This is a genomic window from Brachybacterium sp. HMSC06H03 (assembly GCF_001807385.1).
In the GTDB taxonomy this organism is placed as follows: Bacteria; Actinomycetota; Actinomycetes; order Actinomycetales; family Dermabacteraceae; genus Brachybacterium; species Brachybacterium conglomeratum.
In genome coordinates this window covers 1-18,049 of sequence record NZ_KV788727.1, presented here as the reverse complement: position 1 = coordinate 18,049, position 18,049 = coordinate 1, and the positions used below count along the sequence as shown (strand labels likewise).

The following is an 18,049-nucleotide window of genomic DNA, read 5'->3' as shown; positions in this document are numbered from 1 at the left end:
CGACCGCCGACCCGTGACGGGGCCGCCGATGCGTGTTGCGCACGCTGCGGCCGACCGACCGGCCGACGGGTCCGCTGCGCCCGCCGAGGTCGTCGCCACGCTGCGCGGGGTCCGCCACGGCTACCGCTCCGTCGCCGGCGACCTCTCCACCGTGCTCGACGACCTCGACCTCGACCTCCGGGCGGGGGAGCGCGTGGCGCTGGTCGGCACCAACGGCGCCGGCAAGACCACGCTGATGAAGCTGCTGACCGGCCTGATCGTGCCGCGCGCCGGCACCGTCACGGTCGACGGGATCGATACTCGCACTCGCTCGGCCGCGAAGATGGCCGACCACGTCTCCTACCTCTACCAGCACCCCCAGCAGATGTTCCTCAAGGACACCGTGCGCGAGGACATCGCCCTGTTCCCGCGCGGGCGGAAGGTGCCCGACGCGGACGCGATCGTCGACCGGATCATCGACGAGGTGGGGCTCTCCGCCCTCGCAGGCCGCGACGGCCGCTCCCTCTCCGGCGGGCAGCAGCGCCGCGCGACGCTCGGCATCGGCCTGGCCATGCGGCCTTCCCTGCTGCTGCTGGACGAGCCGACCTCGAGCCTCGACATCCGCTCCCGCGACGACGTCGCCGCCATGCTCGCCGCGCTCGCCGAGACCGTGCGCTGCGCCGTCGTCGCGACCCACGACATGGAGCTCGTCGCCACCTGGGCGAGCCGCGTGCTGGTCCTCGACCAGGGAGCCGTGCTCGCCGACGTCACCCCGCGCGAGCTCTTCTCCCGCCTCGAGCTCACCGCCCGCACCCGGCTCGTCCCGCCGCAGGCCGCGCGCATCGCGCTCGAGCTGGGCCTGGATCCCCTGCCGCTGACCGCGGCCGAGCTGCGGGAATGGCTGCCGGAGCCCGCGGGAGCCGCTCGGAAGTCCGCCCCGCCGGCAGCGCCCGCACCGCCGTCTGCACCCGCGGAGCTGGACCCGTCGGCCGAACCCGTCGGCCCCACCGCGCCGGCCGTCCCCGTCGGCCCCACCGCGAAGGAGGTGCGCTGATGGCGCGCAAGACCCACGACGTGCTCAGCGTCGACTGGATCCGGCTCGAGCTGCTGCGCACCGCGTACTCCACCCGCGGCGGGCTCTTCTCGCGGATGGATCCGCGGATCGTGCTGGCCTGGTACCTGCTGATGGCGATCGCGCCCTGGCTCACCCATGACACCGGCGTGCTGCTGGTGCTCTTCGCGCTCGGCGTCGTCTCCGTGGCCCTCGCCCGGGTGGGGCCGCTGGTGCTGGGGCTGTTCCTCATCGGCCTGCTCGGCAACGTGATCGGCCTGTTCGCGGCGTCGTTCCTGTTCGGCGGGAACCTCGACACCCTCGTCGCGCTCGCCGAGCTGAACCTCAAGCTCGGCGCCGTCTCCATGGCCTCGATGGCGGCCTTCGTGTCCCTGGACCCGGAGAAGCTCTCCGACGCGCTGCTGTGGTTCCACGCCCCCGAGCTGCTCGCCTTCGGCGTCAGCTACGGCTACCGGATGCTGCCGATCCTGGTGGACGAGTACGTGACCGTGTTCGAGGGACAGCGCCTGCGCCACGCTCCGGTGGACAGGCCGGGCCTGCTGGGCTGGCGGGTGGTGTGGCAGTGGTGCGTCCTCGCCGTCACCGCGTTCTACCCGATCATGCTCAACACCGCCAAGAACGTGCGCACGACGGTCGAGGCGCTCGAGACGCGCGGCTTCACCTACGGTGCCTCGAACCCTGCCGGACGCTCGCTGCGCCTGGCCTACCTGCGCGTCTCGGTGCTGGACCTCGCGGTGCTCCTGGCCACCGCGGTGCTGGTCGTCGCCGCCTTCCCGCTCGGCGGAAGGATCCCCTGGCTCGGGTGAGCGGGGCAGGATCCGTGCCCGCGACGGACGAGGACGGCGCCTCAGACGTCGACGGGCAGCAGCTCCGCGATCAGCGACTCGACCCGTCGGTCGATGTCGTCGCGCACCAGCCGCATCCGCTCCTCGCCGTCGATGCCGCGCAGGGACGGCTCGTCGGTCACCCAGGTCTCGATCGTGCCGTGCATGCCGGAGACCGGCTCGACGACGGCCTCCTCTCCGAGCGCCACCACCCGGTCGACGCGGGCGAGCAGCTCCGGATCGATCGCGGTGGGGGTGCCTCCGGACATGTCGGCGCCGACCTCGGCGATCACCTGCACGGACAGGGCGTTGATCGCATCGCCGGGACGGGTGCCGGCCGAGTGCACCTCGACGGCGTCGCCGGCGCGGTGCTCCATCAGCGCGGCGGCCATCCGGGACTTGCCGCCGTTCTTCACGCAGACGAAGAGGACGGAGGGGCGGACGGCGGGAGGAGTGCTCATGAGGGGTCCCTTCGGGGCGGAGCGGGGGCAGGGCCGGTTCGCGCACTTCAGCGTGGTCCCGGAGGCCTTCGCAGAGCTTCGCCGGGTGCTCGACCTCGGCTGACGCCTCGTCGGGCCCGAGCCGGGTGCCGGCGGGCGGATGCCTGCTGTACCGGCTGCGCGGGTGCTGCCCGCGGCGCGCCGGGTGGGGGAGGGATGGTCAGGAACCGGCGCAGGGGCGACCAGCACGCCTGTACAGGCATGGCGGTCACCCCTGCGCCTGTAGTCGACAGGTCCGGCCGGGCGATCAGTCGGCCGGTGCGGCCGACGGGTCCGACCGGCCGGGTCAGCCGCTCAGGTGGATCGACAGGTTCACCCGTGGGGGAGGCCTTCGGCCGAGGTCAGTCCTCCTCGGGCGCCTCGGGGTGGCTGCGGAGGCTGACGACGGCGGCGACGAGGCCGCCCCAGACGGTGACGATCGCGACGATCATCATGACGATGGCGGGGACGGACATGATCCCTCCTAGGGGACGGGCCGGCGCGGGACCGGCGGTGAGTCGTGCGGGCCGGCGCGGTGCCAGCGGAAGACGGGGCGAGGGGTGGTGGTGCGGGGAGGAGCCGAGTGCAGCTCGCCGGGGACGAGGTGCCGGGCGGATCGCCGCCCGGCATTTCGCACCTCAGAGTCCGGCGGAGCGCAGCTCGTGCGGCGTGGTCGCCTCGGGCGTGGTCACCAGGCCCTTGCCGGAGACGATCTCGGGGGCGATCGGGTGGCCGTCGGAGTCGGCCTTGTAGAGGTTCGAGCCGGCCGGCCACGGGATCAGCGAGAGGACCACCGCGACCACCACGAGGCCGATGGCCATCAGCCAGCCGAAGGTGAGCACGAACCAGCCCGGGTAGCCCTCGTAGGTACCGTCGGCCGAGAGCAGGCTGACGGTGCTGATGATCAGAGAGACACCGAGCACGAGCGGCGCGATGATCGCCACGCACGCGTACCACCAGCGACCGATGTGGAAGGAGCCGCGGAAGTTCAGGTGATCGCGCAGCGTGGGCATTCCGCGCACCACGAAGGCGACGATCAGCGAGCAGACCAGCGCCGCCGCGACGATGCCGTACTCGTTGGCCCACTTGTCCATCACGTCCAGCAGGGGCAGGCCCATGGTCGTGGAGAACAGCACCGTGGAGACCACGGCGATCGGCACGCACACCAGCAGGGTCGAGGAGACGCGGGCGAGGCCGAACTTGTCCTGGATCGCGGCGATCACGACCTCCACGATGGAGATCAGCGAGGTGAAGCCGGCCAGCACCAGCGAGCCGAAGAAGAGCACGCCGATCAGCGCGCCGGCCGGGGCCTCGGAGATGATCGTCGGGAAGGCGATGAACGCGAGGCCCACACCGGCGACGACCACCTCGTCGACCGCGACGCCCTGGGCCTGCGCCATGAAGCCCAGCGCCGAGAACACGCCGATGCCGCAGAGGATCTCGAAGCTCGAGTTCGCGAAGCCGACCACCAGGCCGGAGCCGGTGAGATCGGTCTTCTTCTTCAGGTACGAGGAGTAGGTGAGCATGATGCCGAACGCCACCGAGAGGGAGAAGAAGATCTGCCCGTAGGCGGCGATCCACACTCCCGGGTCCGCGAGCGCGGCCCAGTTCGGGCGGAAGAAGGCGTCCAGGCCGTCGATCGCGCCGGGCAGGAACAGCGAGCGGACCACCAGGATGATGAACATGACCACCAGCAGCGGGATGAACACGACCGCGCTGGCGGAGATGCCCTTCTGCACGCCGAGCGCCATCACCACGATCACCGCGACCCACACCACCAGCATGGAGATCAGCACCGCGGGGACGTAGTCGAAGGAGATCGCCACGTCGGCCCCGCCGAGCGCCTGGGTGTACTCGCCGAAGAAGCCCGCCGCCCCCTCAGGGTGGGAGTCCCAGCGCTGGTCGAGGGAGAAGATCGTGTAGTTCGTCGCCCACGCCAGGATCAGCGCGTAGTACAGCGCGATGATCAGGGCGATCAGCACCTGCCACCAGCCGATGAACTCGGTCCAGCGACGGAAGCGGCGCCACGCGGCGGGGGCGGAGCCGCGCCAGCGATGCCCGATCGCGTAGTCGAGGAACAGCAGCGGGATGCCCGCGGTGAGCAGCGCGACGAGATACGGCAGGATGAACGCGCCGCCGCCGTTGTCGTAGGCGACCGCGGGGAAGCGCCAGATGTTGCCGAGGCCGACGGCGGAGCCGATGGCCGCGAAGATGAAGGCGGTGCGGCCGCGGAACGCACCGCGATCGGCGCTCTGGGGGGCGGCGCCTGCGGACGGGGTTGGTGCACTCACGATGAGCCTCCGGGTGAGCTGCGCCGGTCACGGCGCGGGGGGGGGGAGGTCGACGACGTCGGCGACCCGGGGAAGATGCGCCGCCTGGGGGACGGCGGCACGGCGGCCGCGGGAGACGGCCCTGGATCGCAGGGATGGGCGGTCCGACGCACGGCGCGGTGCGGGATCGCCGCGGGGCACCGTGGGGGGATCGTACCGTCCCGAGGGATGGACGCGCGCGGGACGGGCGCGGCAGATCGGCTCCGTCCGCCCGGCGGCGCCCGGGCGAGCGGACCTGCCGGTGCGTCGGAGCTGCTGCGCCGATGCACCGACGGTGATCACTCGCCGGGCGGCGGCGGAGGCGTCGGGGCGCCGACGGGCGGTGCGACGCGCGGATGGGTCGTCGCGGGGCGGGAGGGCTCGTCGGCCCCGGCCTGTGCCCCGGCTCCGACGGGGGCGCGCGCGGGCGAGGGATCCCAGCCCGTGTCCACTGCACGACGCTGCATGAGGATCGCGGCTCCCAGGAGCACGGCGCCCAGCACGATCAGCAGGACGATGCCGGGCAGCACCCCGGTGCGCGCCGAGTAGCCGATGAGGATGCCGAACCAGCCGAAGTCGGTGTCGCCGAAGGTGGTGTTCGCGGAGCCGAAGGTGCCCAGCACCTTCAGCAGCAGCGCCGGCAGGAAGGTGACCAGCAGGCCGTTGACGAATCCGCCCGCGACCGCGCCGCGTCGGCCGCCGGTCGCGTTGCCGTACACACCCGCGGCGCCACCGGTGAAGAAGTGCGGCACCAGGCCCGGCAGGATCAGCGCGAGGCCGAGCAGTGGGCCGAGCCACACGCCGAGCACCAGCAGGCCCACGAGACCGCCCGCGAAGCTGGAGAGGAACCCGATCAGCACCGCGTTCTGCGCGTAGGGGAACACGATCGGGGCGTCCAGGGCCGGGATCGCGCCGGGCACGACCTTCGCGGCGATGCCCTGGAAGGCGGGGACGAGCTCGCCGAGGATCGTGCGTACGCCGAACAGGATCACCGCGACCGCGATGCCGAACTGCAGACCCTGGGTCACCGACTGCATGAGGTAGTTGCCCACCCCCGTCGCCCCGCCCTCGAAGGCGCCGAAGGCGGTCTCCTGCCCGGCCCGCGCGAGATACGCGACGGCGACCACGAGATACATCAGCACCATCGACAGAGCGGTGGCGACCATGGAGTCGCGCAGGAAGCGGAGCGACTCGGGGACCTTGAGGTCCTCGGTGGAGCGGCTCTTCCCCTTCGGGTCGACGAGTCGGCCGACGGCGCCGGCGGCGATGTAGCCCGCCGTGCCGAAGTGACCGATCGCGATCGAGTCATCCCCGGTGATCCGCCGGGTCCAGGGCTGGGCGAGTGCGGGCAGGGCCACCATGAGGATGCCCAGCAGCACCGCGCCGAGCACCACCACGACCACGGTCGGCATCCCGGCCGAGGCCATCACGATCGTGATCAGGGTGGCCATGAACAGCAGGTGGTGACCGGTGAGGAAGACGTAGCGCAGCGGCGTGAAGCGGGCGAGCAGGATCGCGACCACGAAGCCGAGGATCATCAGCCACGCGACCTGGGCGCCGAACTCCTCCTGCGCGATGCCGGCGATCGCCTCGTTGGTGGGGACCACGCCCTGGGCGCCGAGCGCGCCCTGGATCATCACACCCAGCGGGGTGAGGGAGGCGGTGACGAGCGTGGCGCCCGCGCCGATGAGCAGGAAGCCGAGCACGGCCTTCAGGGCGCCGCCCGCGACCTGGCCGACGGACTTGCGCAGCGCGATCAGACCGATCGCGGTGATGATGCCGATGAGATAGGCGGGGACCGAGAGCACCTCGTTGACGAGGAACTCGGCGACCGTGACGAGCACGTTCATGGTTCTTCTCCGGGGAGTGGGGACGGGGGAGGGGTGGCTGACAGGTCGGAGAGGGCGGACGCGTCAGACGGCGTAGATACGCCGCAGGGCCGCGTCGATCTCCGCCTGCGAGGTGAAGTTCTCGATCACCTCGACGCGCACGCCGACCTCGCCGAGGGTGTCCGCGATCGCACCGGAGGTGAGGATCGCGTCGGAGTCCTTGGCGCGGCCCTTCGCAGAGATCGTGTCGGTGGCCTGGACGTCCAGATGCGAGGACCAGCCCCAGCGCTCCAGGACCTGCTCGGCCGTGTTCTTCAGGAACAGGCTGGTGCCCAGCCCGTTCCCGCACACCGTGAGCAGGAGCTTCTTCGAGGGGACGGCGTCGGCATCGACCATGGCGCCCGTGCCGGAGCCGGTGTCGGTCCCGGCCTCGGCGCCGGCCCGCGAGTCCTCTGCCGACCTCTCGCCCGGACCAGCGCCGTCGGCCGCGAGAGCTGCGAGCACGTCCTCTCGCGTCCGCGCCGCGTCGAGCAGGGAACGACGGGCCGGGTCGGCGAGCACCCCGGCGAGGGCCGCGAGCGCCTCGCGGTGCGCGGAGCTGTCCGCCGCCGCCAGCGCCATGACCAGCGTGACGGGGTCGTTGGCCGCGTTGCCGAAGGCGATCGGCTCCGCCAGGCGCACGAACGACATCCCCGTGCGATGCACCGACTCGTCGGGCCGGGAATGGGCGAGCGCGAATCCCGGGGCGATGACGATGTAGGGGCCGTGCTCCTCGACGGTGCGGATCATCGCCTCGGTGTAGGCGGGGTCGGTGGCGCCGGTGGAGACCAGCAGCTCGCCGGAGCGACGTATCGCCTCGCGCCAGTCGGCGGCATCGGCGTCCAGGAGGATCGTGGACGGGGAGAGCAGTTCGCTGAGCTGTGACATGTCAAGGACCTCTTCTCACGAGGGCGGCGCGGGGCGGGAACGAAACGCTACGCCTGAACCGTCGGCGATGGGGGAGCGCGCCTGTCCCGGTGCGACGAGGCCCACCCGCCCTGCATGTCACAACCCCGCAACCGATGGCAGGCGCGCACGAGGAGACGCGCCCCGACCGTTACGCTCGGGCCCATGTCTGAACCGTCCCCCGTGCGGCTCGGGTCCACCTCGACCGAGCCGTCCACCGCCTACATGCACCAGCTCGACGAGGAGAGGGAGGCGGCTCTGCGCACGCAGAGCCACCCCGGCTCCGACCCCACCGGCGCCCCGGAGGCGCTGCGCTCCCGGCTCGAGGAGGAGGTCGACAAGGCCGGCCCCGAGCTCGTCGACCTGATGATCGACCTCGCCGAGCATCCCGAGGTCGCCTTCGAGGAGCACCGCTCCGCCGCCGCGATCGTGAGGATCCTCGAGGGCCACGGCATCGAGGCGCAGCTCGGCGTGCACGGCCTGGACACCGCGATCCGCGCGGAGATCCGCGGCGAGGGCGCCGGATCGGCCGACGCGCCGACCGTCGCGGTGCTCTCCGAGTACGACGCCCTGCCCGGCATCGGCCACGGCTGCGGCCACAACGTCATCGCCGTGATGGGTCTGGGCGCGTTCCTGGGGCTCGCGGAGCTCGCGAAGAAGGACCCCTCGGCCATGCCCGGCACCGTCGTCTACCTCGGCACCCCCGCCGAGGAGGGCCACACCGGCAAGGAGCACATGGCCCGCCAGGGCGCCTTCGACGGGCTCGACGCCGCGGTCATGGCGCACGGCTACCCGGGCTACGACCTGGCCGACCAGGTGTGGCTGGGTCGGCGCACCCTCACCGTCGAGTTCCACGGCCACACCGCCCACGCCTCCGCGCAGCCGTTCATGGGACGCAACGCCCTGGACGCGGCGAGCCTGATGTACCAGGGCATCGGCCTGATGCGCCAGCAGACCCCGCCCAGCGACCGCATCCACGCCGTGATCCGCGAGGGCGGCGAGCGGGCCAGCGTCGTCCCCGACCACGCGAAGCTCGACCTGTACGTCCGCTCCCAGCGCCCCGAGACCCTCAAGGACCTCTCCCGCCGGGTCGAGGACGTCGCCCACGGTGCGGCTCTGATGGCCGGCGTCGGCGTGACCGTCACCTGGGACCACCACCCGCCCTCCCTGCCGGTGCGCACCAACGACGCGCTGACCGGCCGCTGGGTCGAGGCGCAGCGCCGCCGCGGCCGCGACCCGCTGCCGCTGGGCGTGGTCTCCACGACGCTCGCCGCCTCCACCGACTTCGGCAACGTCAGCTACCGCCTGCCCGGCATGCACCCGCTGATCCGCATCGCCCCGGCCGACGTCGCCCTGCACACCCGCGAGTTCGCGGCCGAGTCCACCTCGCCCGCCGCCCGCTCCGCCGCGACCGACGGGGCCTACGGCCTGGCCGCCACCCTGCTCGACGTCCTCCACGACCCGGCGCTCGCCGCCGCCGTCGCCGAGGAGTTCGCGCAGGCCGGGGGTGCGATCGACGTGCCCTCCTTCTTCGACTGACACCGTTCCCCGACCGCCGTCGGCGGCCGAGGGACGAGTCGGCCGTGGGCGCCACGCGCCCGACCTACGCCCCCGTCCCGGACCGTCCCGTCGCGCACCCCTCCTCCGGCCCCGACCTCGAACCGCACCACCTGGGAGTCCTCATGAGCGCCACCCCCGCGCCCCCGGCGAAGACCGGTCTGACCGACAAGATCCTCAACGGCGTCGAGAGGGCGGGTAACAAGCTGCCCGAGCCCTTCATGCTGTTCCTCATCCTGTTCGCCGTCACCGGCGTGGTCTCCACGGCCATGGCCTGGGCGGACGTGGAGGTGACGGTGCCCGGCTCGGACGAGGCCACCGTCATCAAGGGCCTGTTCACCGGTGAGGGCCTGACCTGGCTGACCACCACCCTCGGCGAGAACTACATCGGCTTCCCGCCGCTGGTGACGGTGTTGCCGATCCTGCTCGCGATCGGCATCTCCCAGCACTCCGGGCTGCTCGCCGCCGCGATCCGCAAGCTGTTCGGCTCCTCGCCGTCGTGGCTGCTCCCCTACGTGGTGGGCTTCGTGGGCGTCGTCTCCTCGATCATGGCCGACTCCGCCTTCGTGGTGGTCCCGCCGCTGGCCGCGCTCGTGTTCAAGGCCGCCGGCCGACACCCCGTCGCGGGCCTGCTGGGAGGCTTCGCCGCCGCCGGCGCCGGCTACTCCACCAACATCTTCCCCACCTCGCTGGACGCGCTGTTCGCGGGGATCACCACCTCCGTGATGGACGCGCTGCCGGACTTCGAGTTCACCTCCGTGAACCCGGTCTCGAACTGGTTCTTCAACATCGCCTCGTCGCTGGTGCTCGGCTTCGTCGCCGGCTTCATCATCGACCGGATCCTCGAGCCGCGGCTGAACCGCCAGGGCATCGGCCGCGACGAGATCACCGAGGAGGGCGAGGTCGCCACCAGCGGCGAGAGCGCCGAGCAGATGCGCGCCGAGCTGAGCCCGACGGAGAACAAGGGCCTGATCGCCGCCGTGATCGCCGCGGTGGTGCTCACCGCGATCGTGCTGGCGGCGACGCTGGTGCCCGCCTCGCCGTGGCGGAACGAGGACGGCGGCTTCCTGCCCGAGTCGCCGCTGCTCGACTCCATCGTGTTCCTGGTCGTCGCCTACTTCATCGTGCTGGGCCTGACCTACGGCATCGTGGTCGGCACCCTGCGCAGCACCAGGGACGCGGTCGCGATGATGACCGAGTCGCTCAAGGAGATGCTGCCCTTCGTGGTGCTCGCCTTCATCCTGGGCAACTTCATCGCCCTGTTCAACTGGTCCGGGATCGGCACCTGGATCGCCGTGACCGGCGCCGCCGCCCTAGAGGGCATCGGCCTGACCGGCTTCCCGGCGGTGCTCGGCTTCATCCTGCTGGCCAGCTGCCTGAACCTGTTCATCATCTCCGGCTCCGGCATGTGGGCGATCATGGCCGCCGTGTTCGTGCCGATGTTCGCGCTGATCGGCTACGAGCCCGCCTTCACCCAGGCCGCGTTCCGCGTGGGCGACTCCGCCACCCAGGTCATCACGCCGATGAACCCGTACATGATCGTGCTGCTGGGCATGCTGCGGAAGTACGAGCCCGGCGCGGGCCTCGGCTCGCTGATGGCGCGGATGCTGCCCTTCGTGGTCCCGTTTTGGTTCGTGTGGACCGTGATCCTCGCGGTCTTCTTCTTCGCGGACCTGCCGCTCGGCCCGGGCAACGGGATCTTCCTCGGCTGATCCCCGCCCACGGCCTCTCCTCCGACGGCCCCGTCGCTCCCCGGGTTGAGCGGCGGGGCCGTCGGCGCGAGGATGGCGGGCATGAGCGAACTCGCCGAACGCCTCCGCGCCCTGCCGTCCTTCCCCGAGGACATGCCCGGCCTCGACCCTGACTCCGTCCCCGAGGACCCGGCCGAGCTCTTCCTCGACTGGCTCGAGGGCGCGATCGCGAGCGGCGCCCGCCAGCCGCACGCCATGACCTTCCAGACCCTCGACGGCGGCGCGCCCGTCGGCCGCACCCTCATCCTCAAGGACCTCGACGAGCGCGGCCTGCACGTCTCCACCCACCGCACCTCCCGCAAGGGCGAGCAGATCGCCGCCGACCCCCGCGCCGCGATGACCTTCTTCTGGCGCGAGAGCGGCCGACAGGTGCAGGTGGGCGGCGAGGTCGTCGCGCTGGACGAGGCGACCTCGCAGGCCGACTGGGCCTCGCGCCCCTCCTACGACGGCTCCCCGAACCCGGACTGGCAGGTCTACGCCCTGCAGCCGTCCTGGTACGAGTTCACCCAGTCGCGGCTGGACCGCAAGCACGTGCGCGTCGGCTACCGGCGCGAGGGAGGCGCCTGGACGCACGGGCGCGTCACCACGCCGGCGGGCTGACGGGCCCCGCCTCAGCGCTCCCGGACGAAGCGCCGGTGCGGGCGACCGTAGGCGTCGACGATCCCGTCGTCCGCGAAGCCGAGCCGGGCGAGCACCGCGGCCGAGGCCGGGTTCGCGAGGTCCGCGAGGCCGACGAGACGGCGCAGCCCGAGCGGCCCGTCGGCCGCCTCCACGCACAGCCGCCCCGCCTCGGTCGCGAGCCCGCGGCCCCACCGGTCCCGGGCCAGCGTGTAGCCGAGCTCGACGCCCTGGTCGGTGACCTCCAGACCCGCATCGCCGATCAGCTCGTCGCTCGCACGTTCGATCACGGCCCAGAACGCGAAGCCGTGCCGGGCCTGGTGGGCGGCGTAGTCGGCGAGCATCTGCGCGGTCCGCTCCGGGGAGGCGGGATCGCCGTCGCCGACGAAGCGCATCACCTCGGGGTCGCCGTAGACGCGATGCGCGGCCGCGGCGTCGTCGGCCGTGAACGGGCGCAGGTCCAGGCGCGGGCCGCGCAGCGGGAACCGAGGGGTCATCCCGCCAGTATGGCGAGGGGCGGGCTCGGCCGGGAGGTCAGCTGACGACCGTGGCGAGTCCCTGGCGTGCGTGGCGCAGCCGGTCGGGGGAGTAGGTGGTGATGCCGATCTCCTGGGCGCGGCCCGGATCGGAGACCCGCAGGTTCCCGTTCTCGTCCTCGCCCTGGGCGACGACGAAGTGGCCGTAGTCGGCCTCCTCCTCGCCGAGCAGCCGGCCGTGATGGACGTGCAGGATCACGACCTTTCCGCGCGCGGCGGCCTCCAGCCCCTCCTCGAACCGGGCGCGGGTGGCGCGGGCGCCCGCGTCCCGCAGGCCGTTCTCGAGGTCGCCGAGATAGGCGCCCGTGTAGTCGACGGTCTTCTTCTCCGGCTCGCCCCACGGGGACAGGCCGCAGCGGGCCCGCATCTCGATGACCGCTTTGCGGTTGCCGCCCACCGTCGTGCCCTTCTCGCCCGAGACGTAGTGCGGGACCTTCCGACCCGCGGCGACCATGGCGATGACCGTCGAGGTGGGGCCGCAGTTCTCCGTGTCCCACGGTCCGGTGCCGATCTGGTCGACGACCACGAGGTCGCCGGAGGCATGGGCCTGCGTGGAGGCGAGCAGTCCGGCCGCGGTGAGGCCGAGGGCGCCGAAGCCGCGGAGCGCGGTGCGTCGGCTGAGGGTGCTGTCGAGCGGGCTGGGCAACCCGGTCACCTCCGAGGGGTCGAGGGGAGCGACCGGGCGAGCCTCAGCGGGCGGTCTCGATCGCGCACCGTCCCCGCGAGACGCGACCGATGCGCCGAAATGAGCCATCCACGCTGTAACAGTCCGCCCGCGCACGGCAAGACGTGCGTGATCCACCGCTCGTGCGGGACGGACCACATCGGGGCAGGCGCCCCGGTGCGGGCTACCCTTGCCGGATGTCACGCGCCGTCCTCCTGCCTCCCGTGCTGCTCGGCCTCGTGGTCCTGCTGCTCGCTCAGATGGCGGGCCTGGCCGCGGCAGCGCTGCTCGACCTGCCCGTGCCCGGCGTGGTGCTCGGGATCGTGCTGCTGGCGCTGCTGGGGATCCTCCGGCCGACCCGCGGCGTGCTCCGCGCCGCGGAGCCCGCGGCGACCCCGCTGCTGGCCCACCTGCAGCTGCTGTTCGTCCCGCCCGGCGTGGGGATCCTGCTCGAGCTGGACACCCTCGCCGCGAACGCGCTCCCGCTCGCTCTCGCCGTGGGCGGCTCCTTCCTGCTCGCGCTGGTGATCTCCGGGCTGATGCTCCAGGCGCTGCTGCGCCGCCAGGACCGCCGACGGGGCGAGGCGGGCGGTCCCGACGCCCCGCCTCCGGCCGACGGGGCGGACGGCCCCGGCAGGTCGCCGGGGCACGGGTCCGGACCGTCGGCGGCCGCAGGAGGTGCCCGCGCATGAGCGCGCTGTACGAGCTGCCGGTCTTCGGCCTCACCCTGACCCTCGTCGTGTACCTGCTGTCCTACGGGCTGTACCACCGGGCGGGTCGTCCCGGCCTGCTCTCCCCGGTGCTGGTCAGCGTGGTGGTGATCGCGACCGTGCTGCAGCTGACCGGGATGCCCTACGCCCTCTACCTCGAGCAGGTCGCGCTGCTGACGCTCCTGCTGGGCCCCGCGACCGTCGCCCTCGCCCTGCCGCTGCTGCGCAACGGCCGCGCGCTGCTCGCCTCGGCGCCGGCCGTGCTCGGAACCCTCGTGGTCGCCGGGGTCGTGAGCATCTCGGTGACCGTCGGCGCGATGGTCGCGCTCGGGGCCGACGAGGCGACGCTGCGCGCCGCACTGCCGCGCTCGGTCACCTCGCCCGTCGGTCTCACGATCGCCGAGAGCCTCGGGGCGTCGGTGCCGCTCGCGGTGGTGCTGACCCTGGTCTCCGGCACGCTCGGCGCGGTGGTGGGGCCGGCGCTGCTGAGCCTGGTGCGGGTCCGCGACGAGCGGGCGCGCGGCTTCGCGATCGGTCTGACCTCCCACGGGATCGGCACGTCGCGGGTGCTGGGGGAGTCGATGGTCTCCGGCGGCTGGTCGAGCGCCGCGATGGTGCTGAACGCGCTCGCGATGACGGTGACGCTGCCGGTCGTCGCGCACCTGGTGACCGGCTGAGCGCCCGCGTTCAGAGCATCGCGTCGTACCCCGCCCGGAAGTCCGGGAACTCGAGCTCGCCCAGCAGCTCGTGCAGCGCGGTCGCCTCCAGCACGGTGCCCGCTCCGGGATCCGATGACGTGCGCGGCGGCGCGGGTACGCCGAGTCGCTGCGCGAGATGCGTGACGACCTCGCCGAGCAGGGCGGGTGCGCCGTCCGTCGCATGGAGCAGCGCCGGCGGTGCGGGCGAGGACAGCAGCGCGAGGATCGCACGGGCGAGATCGACCTCGTGGATCCGGTTCGTCCGACGACCGTGCTCGACCGGGCGCCCCTCGAGGACGGTCCGGATCAGATGGTCCCGGCCGGGGCCGTAGATCCCCGCCGGGCGCAGGATCACCGCACCGAACAGCTCGCGCGCCGTCTCCTCGCCCTCGATCAGCACGCGGGCGCGGTCGGAGCGCGGCCGGGCGGGATCCGCCTCGGTGAGCGGACGCGAGGCGTCGTATCCCTCGAGGACCCGGGTGGAGGAGACGAAGACCGTGCGTCGTGGGACCTCGGGCAGCGCGGCCGCGAGATGCACGAGGGGCTCGCGATAGCTCGGGGCGGCCGACGGGGTGAGGGTGATGACCATGGCATCGACCCTCGGCAGCGCGGTGGGGAGGGCGGCGGAGAGATCGGCGGCGACGGGCACGAACCCCGGCGGCAGGGAGCTCGGATCGCGGCGCAGCCCGAGGACCTCGTGACGACCTCTCTCGTCCTGATCAGCGAGCAGCAGCTCGCCCACCCGCAGGCCCAGGCGCCCGCAGCCCACCAGCAGGGTCCTCGTGGTCATGGTCGTCCTTCCGCGCGGGGAGCCTCCAGTATGGCGTGATCCGGCCCGCTCGGTGCGGCCGGATCTGACCGGTCGAGCCCGATGTCGCCCGTACGCCCAGGTGCCTCGGATCTCAGCCGCGATGGCCGAAAGTCGGGTGCGCCGAGCGGCGTGCTCGGGGGAGGATTGCTCCTCGGACCCGGTCCTGTCCGCCTGGGCTCATGCCGCGACCAGCGGTCCCGCTCCGGCAGCGCCCGTCACCCCGGGGCCCGGCAGGTCCGGCGCACGCCCCGCCGACCACTCGACCGACGACCCCGTCAGCCCCTTCGCGGACAGGATCTGTCCTCACCCCGTCCTACGCTCCGACGAGACCCCGGCCGCTCACCCCCGTCGGCCGGGCCGCACCACCCTGCTCCGGGAGATCCCCTCATGCTCTGGACCCTGATCCGGCGCCATCTGCGGCCCTACCTGCCGCACGTGGCCGCCGTGGCCGTCCTCCAGCTCGCGACCGTGCTCGCGACCCTCTACCTGCCCAGCCTCAACGCCGACATCATCGACAACGGCGTCGCCACCGGCGACACCGACTACATCTGGCGCGTCGGCGGGATCATGCTGATCGTCGCGATGGTGCAGGTCGTCACCGCGATCGCGTCGGTCTGGTTCGGCGCCCGCGTCGCGATGGGCATGGGCCGCGACATCCGCCGCTCCGTCTACACCCGCGTGGACCGCTTCTCCACCGAGGAGATGGGCCGCTACGGCGCCCCGACCCTCATCACGCGCGCGACCAACGACGTCCAGCAGGTGCAGATGCTCGTGCTGATGACCCTGGACTTCATGGTCATGGTGCCGATCATGTCCATCGGCGGGATCGTCATGGCGATCCAGGAGGACCCGGGACTGTCGTGGCTGGTGTGGGTGTCCGTGCCGGTGCTGATGGTGATCGTCGGCCTGCTGGTCACCCGGCTGATGCCGCTGTTCCAGCGGATGCAGGACAACATCGACTCCATCAACGGCGTCATGCGCGAGCAGATCATGGGGATCCGCGTGGTGCGCGCCTTCGTGCGCGAGGAGCACGAGACCGGCCGCTTCCGCGACGCGAACGCGACCCTCACCGACACCTCGGTGCGGATCGGACGCCTGTTCGTGATCATGGGCCCGGCGATCACGATCGTGCTCCACCTCGCCACCGCCGCCGTGCTCTGGTTCGGCGGTCACCGCGTGGACGCGGGGCTCGTCGAGGTCGGCGCGCTCACCGCCTTCATGCAGTACCTGCTGCAGATCCTGATGGCGGTCATGATGGGCACCTTCATGTTCATGATGTTCCCGCGCGCGATCATCTCCGCCCGCCGCATCGGCGAGGTCCTCGAGACCGCCCCCACCCTCCACGAGCCCGCCGCCCCGACCCCGCTGCCGGCGGCCGACGGGGGAGCGAGCATCGAGTTCCGCGACGTCACCTTCTCCTACCCGGGCGCCGAGTCCCCGGTGCTGGACGGCGTCTCCTTCACCGCCGAGGCCGGCCGCACCACCGCCATCATCGGCTCGACCGGCTCCGGCAAGACCACGCTGGTCAGCCTCATCCCGCGCCTGCACGACGCGACCAGCGGCCAGGTGCTGCTGGATGGGGTGCCGGTCACCGACCTCGCCCGCGCCGACATCTCCGCCGCCGTCGGCCTCGTGCCGCAGAAGCCGTACCTGTTCTCCGGCACCATCGCGCACAACCTCCGCTTCGGCGACCCCTCGGCCGACGAGAAGCAGCTCTGGGACGCGCTCGAGGTCGCCCAGGGCGCCGGCTTCGTGCGCGAGCGCAGCACCGGCGAGGGCGATGCCGTCGCCACCGGGCTCGAGTCCACCGTCTCCCAGGGCGGCACCAACGTCTCCGGCGGCCAGCGGCAGCGGCTGTGCATCGCCCGCACCCTCGTCGCCGCCCCGCGCGTGTTCGTCTTCGACGACTCGTTCTCGGCGCTGGACGTCACCACGGACGCGAAGGTGCGCGAGGGCCTCGCCCAGCACACCCGCGGCGCGACCACGATCATCGTCGCCCAGCGCATCTCCACCATCACCTCCGCCGACCAGATCCTCGTGCTCGAGGAGGGCCGGATCGTCGGCCGCGGCACCCACGAGGAGCTGCTGGAGAGCTCCGAGACCTACCGGGAGATCGTCGACTCCCAGATCACCGCGGAGGAGATGGCATGAGCGCGAAGAAGAAGACCTCCGCGAAGAAGTCCTCCGAGGCCGAGGGCACCGGGACCGCCGAGCTCACCGAGGCAGAGATCCTCGAGATGCAGGACTCGATGAGCAGCGAATGGGGCGAGGGCGCGCCGCGCAAGGCCAAGGCGTTCTGGCCCTCCGCGCTGCGGCTCATGGGCACCTTCGGCACGCAAAAGCTCGGGCTGTCCGTCGTGCTCGCCTTCGGCATCGTCTCGACGGTGCTCACCGTGTGGGCGCCCTCGATCCTCGGCGACGCCATGGACGTCATCTTCGACGGCTTCCTCGGCGACGGCGTCGAGTTCGGGGCGCTCGGGCGCCTGCTGCTGATCGTGCTGGGGATGTACGTGATCGCGGCGCTGTTCGACTGGCTGCAGGGCAGGCTGCTGAACGACGTGGTGATGGACATCGTCTACGACCTGCGCGAGCGGATCGAGGCGAAGGTCAACCGCCTGCCGCTGAGCTACTTCGACACCCGCCAGCGCGGCGACCTGCTCTCCCGCACCACCAACGACGTCGACAACGTCCAGACCGCCCTGCAGCAGGCCTTCGCCTCGCTCGTGTACGCGATCCTCACCATCGTCGGCATCACCGTGATGATGTTCTGGCTGTCCTGGCAGCTCGCCCTCATCGCCCTGATCGCCCTGCCGATCTCCGGCGTGGTCATCGGGATCATCGGCGCGAAGTCGCAGAAGCTCTTCACCGCCCAGTGGCGGGGCACCGGGCGGCTGAACGGCCATGTCGAGGAGTCCTTCACCGGCCACGACCTGGTCACCGTCTTCGACCGCCAGGACTCGATGCGCGAGCAGTTCGATGAGCGCAACGAAGAGCTGTGGGAGGCGTCGTTCAAGGCGCAGTTCTATTCCGGCATGATCATGCCGATCATGCAGTGGGTGACCTACCTCGGCTATGTCGGCATCGCCGTGGTCGGCGGTCTGCGGATCGCGGCCGGCCAGATGAGCCTAGGCCAGGTCACCGCGTTCATCCAGTACTCCCGCGAGTTCAACGCGCCGCTGGGCGAGGTGGCGGGGATGGCGAACATGCTCATCTCCGGTGTCGCCTCCGCCGAGCGGATCTTCGAGCTGCTGGACGCCGAGGAGCAGG

General features: G+C 72.1%; 17 protein-coding genes. 9 read left to right on the top strand and 8 right to left on the bottom strand.

Annotated elements, in window-relative coordinates; genetic code table 11:
* On the top strand, positions 1–1,033 hold a 1,033-nt coding region (locus HMPREF3159_RS05775; protein WP_246821490.1), incomplete at its 5' end, for an energy-coupling factor ABC transporter ATP-binding protein.
* Positions 1,033–1,857, top strand: coding sequence for an energy-coupling factor transporter transmembrane component T family protein (locus HMPREF3159_RS05770; RefSeq protein WP_070500079.1), 825 nt, complete (start codon positions 1,033–1,035; stop codon positions 1,855–1,857). The genes HMPREF3159_RS05775 and HMPREF3159_RS05770, both read left to right, overlap by 1 nt.
* A 41-nt stretch (positions 1,858–1,898) precedes the next feature.
* Here HMPREF3159_RS05770 and HMPREF3159_RS05765 read toward each other — a convergent pair whose 3' ends face one another.
* From HMPREF3159_RS05765 to HMPREF3159_RS05745, 5 genes are all read right to left on the bottom strand, one after another.
* Complete coding sequence (locus HMPREF3159_RS05765) at positions 1,899–2,336, bottom strand: arsenate-mycothiol transferase ArsC (RefSeq protein WP_070500078.1); 438 nt, start codon at positions 2,334–2,336, stop codon at positions 1,899–1,901.
* A 380-nt stretch (positions 2,337–2,716) separates the two neighbouring features.
* Positions 2,717–2,830: a methionine/alanine import family NSS transporter small subunit gene (locus tag HMPREF3159_RS05760; protein WP_070500077.1), complete on the bottom strand. Its 114-nt coding sequence runs from the start codon at positions 2,828–2,830 to the stop codon at positions 2,717–2,719.
* 162 nt (positions 2,831–2,992) lie between these two features.
* Positions 2,993–4,645, bottom strand: a complete 1,653-nt coding sequence (locus tag HMPREF3159_RS05755; protein WP_070500076.1) for a sodium-dependent transporter — start codon at positions 4,643–4,645, stop codon at positions 2,993–2,995.
* Between the two features lie 317 nt (positions 4,646–4,962).
* A complete protein-coding gene (locus HMPREF3159_RS05750; RefSeq protein ID WP_070500075.1) occupies positions 4,963–6,513 on the bottom strand; it encodes a PTS ascorbate transporter subunit IIC in 1,551 nt (516 codons plus the stop codon).
* 63 nt (positions 6,514–6,576) lie between these two features.
* Positions 6,577–7,419 (bottom strand): PTS sugar transporter subunit IIA, encoded by an 843-nt coding sequence (locus tag HMPREF3159_RS05745; protein ID WP_070500074.1) that lies wholly within the window; start codon positions 7,417–7,419, stop codon positions 6,577–6,579.
* 183 nt (positions 7,420–7,602) lie between these two features.
* Between HMPREF3159_RS05745 and HMPREF3159_RS05740 the strand changes: the two genes are divergently transcribed.
* The 3 genes from HMPREF3159_RS05740 to HMPREF3159_RS05730 all read left to right on the top strand — a co-directional run bounded on the left by HMPREF3159_RS05740 (position 7,603) and on the right by HMPREF3159_RS05730 (position 11,345).
* Positions 7,603–8,976 carry a M20 family metallopeptidase gene (locus HMPREF3159_RS05740; RefSeq protein WP_070500073.1) on the top strand — a complete coding sequence of 458 codons (1,374 nt, stop codon included), beginning with the start codon at positions 7,603–7,605 and terminating at the stop codon, positions 8,974–8,976.
* 143 nt (positions 8,977–9,119) lie between these two features.
* Complete coding sequence (locus tag HMPREF3159_RS05735; RefSeq protein WP_070500080.1) at positions 9,120–10,706, top strand: AbgT family transporter; 1,587 nt, start codon at positions 9,120–9,122, stop codon at positions 10,704–10,706.
* Between the two features lie 81 nt (positions 10,707–10,787).
* Positions 10,788–11,345 (top strand): pyridoxine/pyridoxamine 5'-phosphate oxidase, encoded by a 558-nt coding sequence (locus HMPREF3159_RS05730; protein WP_070500072.1) that lies wholly within the window; start codon positions 10,788–10,790, stop codon positions 11,343–11,345.
* Positions 11,346–11,356: 11 nt separating this feature from the next.
* Here the strand turns inward: HMPREF3159_RS05730 and HMPREF3159_RS05725 are convergent, their stop codons facing one another.
* Together HMPREF3159_RS05725 and HMPREF3159_RS05720 are read right to left on the bottom strand one after the other, a co-directional pair.
* Complete coding sequence (locus HMPREF3159_RS05725; protein WP_070500071.1) at positions 11,357–11,860, bottom strand: GNAT family N-acetyltransferase; 504 nt, start codon at positions 11,858–11,860, stop codon at positions 11,357–11,359.
* 37 nt (positions 11,861–11,897) lie between these two features.
* Positions 11,898–12,545, bottom strand: coding sequence for a cysteine peptidase family C39 domain-containing protein (locus HMPREF3159_RS05720; RefSeq protein ID WP_070500070.1), 648 nt, complete (start codon positions 12,543–12,545; stop codon positions 11,898–11,900).
* Positions 12,546–12,760: 215 nt separating this feature from the next.
* Between HMPREF3159_RS05720 and HMPREF3159_RS05715 the strand changes: the two genes are divergently transcribed.
* Both HMPREF3159_RS05715 and HMPREF3159_RS05710 read left to right on the top strand, forming a co-directional pair.
* The gene (locus HMPREF3159_RS05715; protein ID WP_070500069.1) at positions 12,761–13,255 is read left to right on the top strand and encodes a CidA/LrgA family protein; all 495 of its coding nucleotides are present in this window, start codon (positions 12,761–12,763) and stop codon (positions 13,253–13,255) included.
* Positions 13,252–13,950, top strand: coding sequence for an LrgB family protein (locus HMPREF3159_RS05710; protein WP_070500068.1), 699 nt, complete (start codon positions 13,252–13,254; stop codon positions 13,948–13,950). The genes HMPREF3159_RS05715 and HMPREF3159_RS05710 overlap by 4 nt, the downstream gene beginning before the upstream one ends.
* A gap of 10 nt (positions 13,951–13,960) precedes the next feature.
* Here the strand turns inward: HMPREF3159_RS05710 and HMPREF3159_RS05705 are convergent, their stop codons facing one another.
* Entirely contained in the window at positions 13,961–14,761 is an 801-nt protein-coding gene (locus HMPREF3159_RS05705) for a Rossmann-fold NAD(P)-binding domain-containing protein (RefSeq protein WP_070500067.1), read from the bottom strand.
* A gap of 408 nt (positions 14,762–15,169) precedes the next feature.
* On the opposite strand from HMPREF3159_RS05705, the gene HMPREF3159_RS05700 reads away from it, so the two are divergent.
* Complete coding sequence (locus HMPREF3159_RS05700; protein ID WP_070500066.1) at positions 15,170–16,933, top strand: ABC transporter ATP-binding protein; 1,764 nt, start codon at positions 15,170–15,172, stop codon at positions 16,931–16,933.
* Positions 16,930–18,049: ABC transporter permease (locus HMPREF3159_RS05695; RefSeq protein WP_141748093.1), on the top strand; the 1,120-nt coding region annotated here is incomplete at its 3' end. The genes HMPREF3159_RS05700 and HMPREF3159_RS05695, both read left to right, overlap by 4 nt.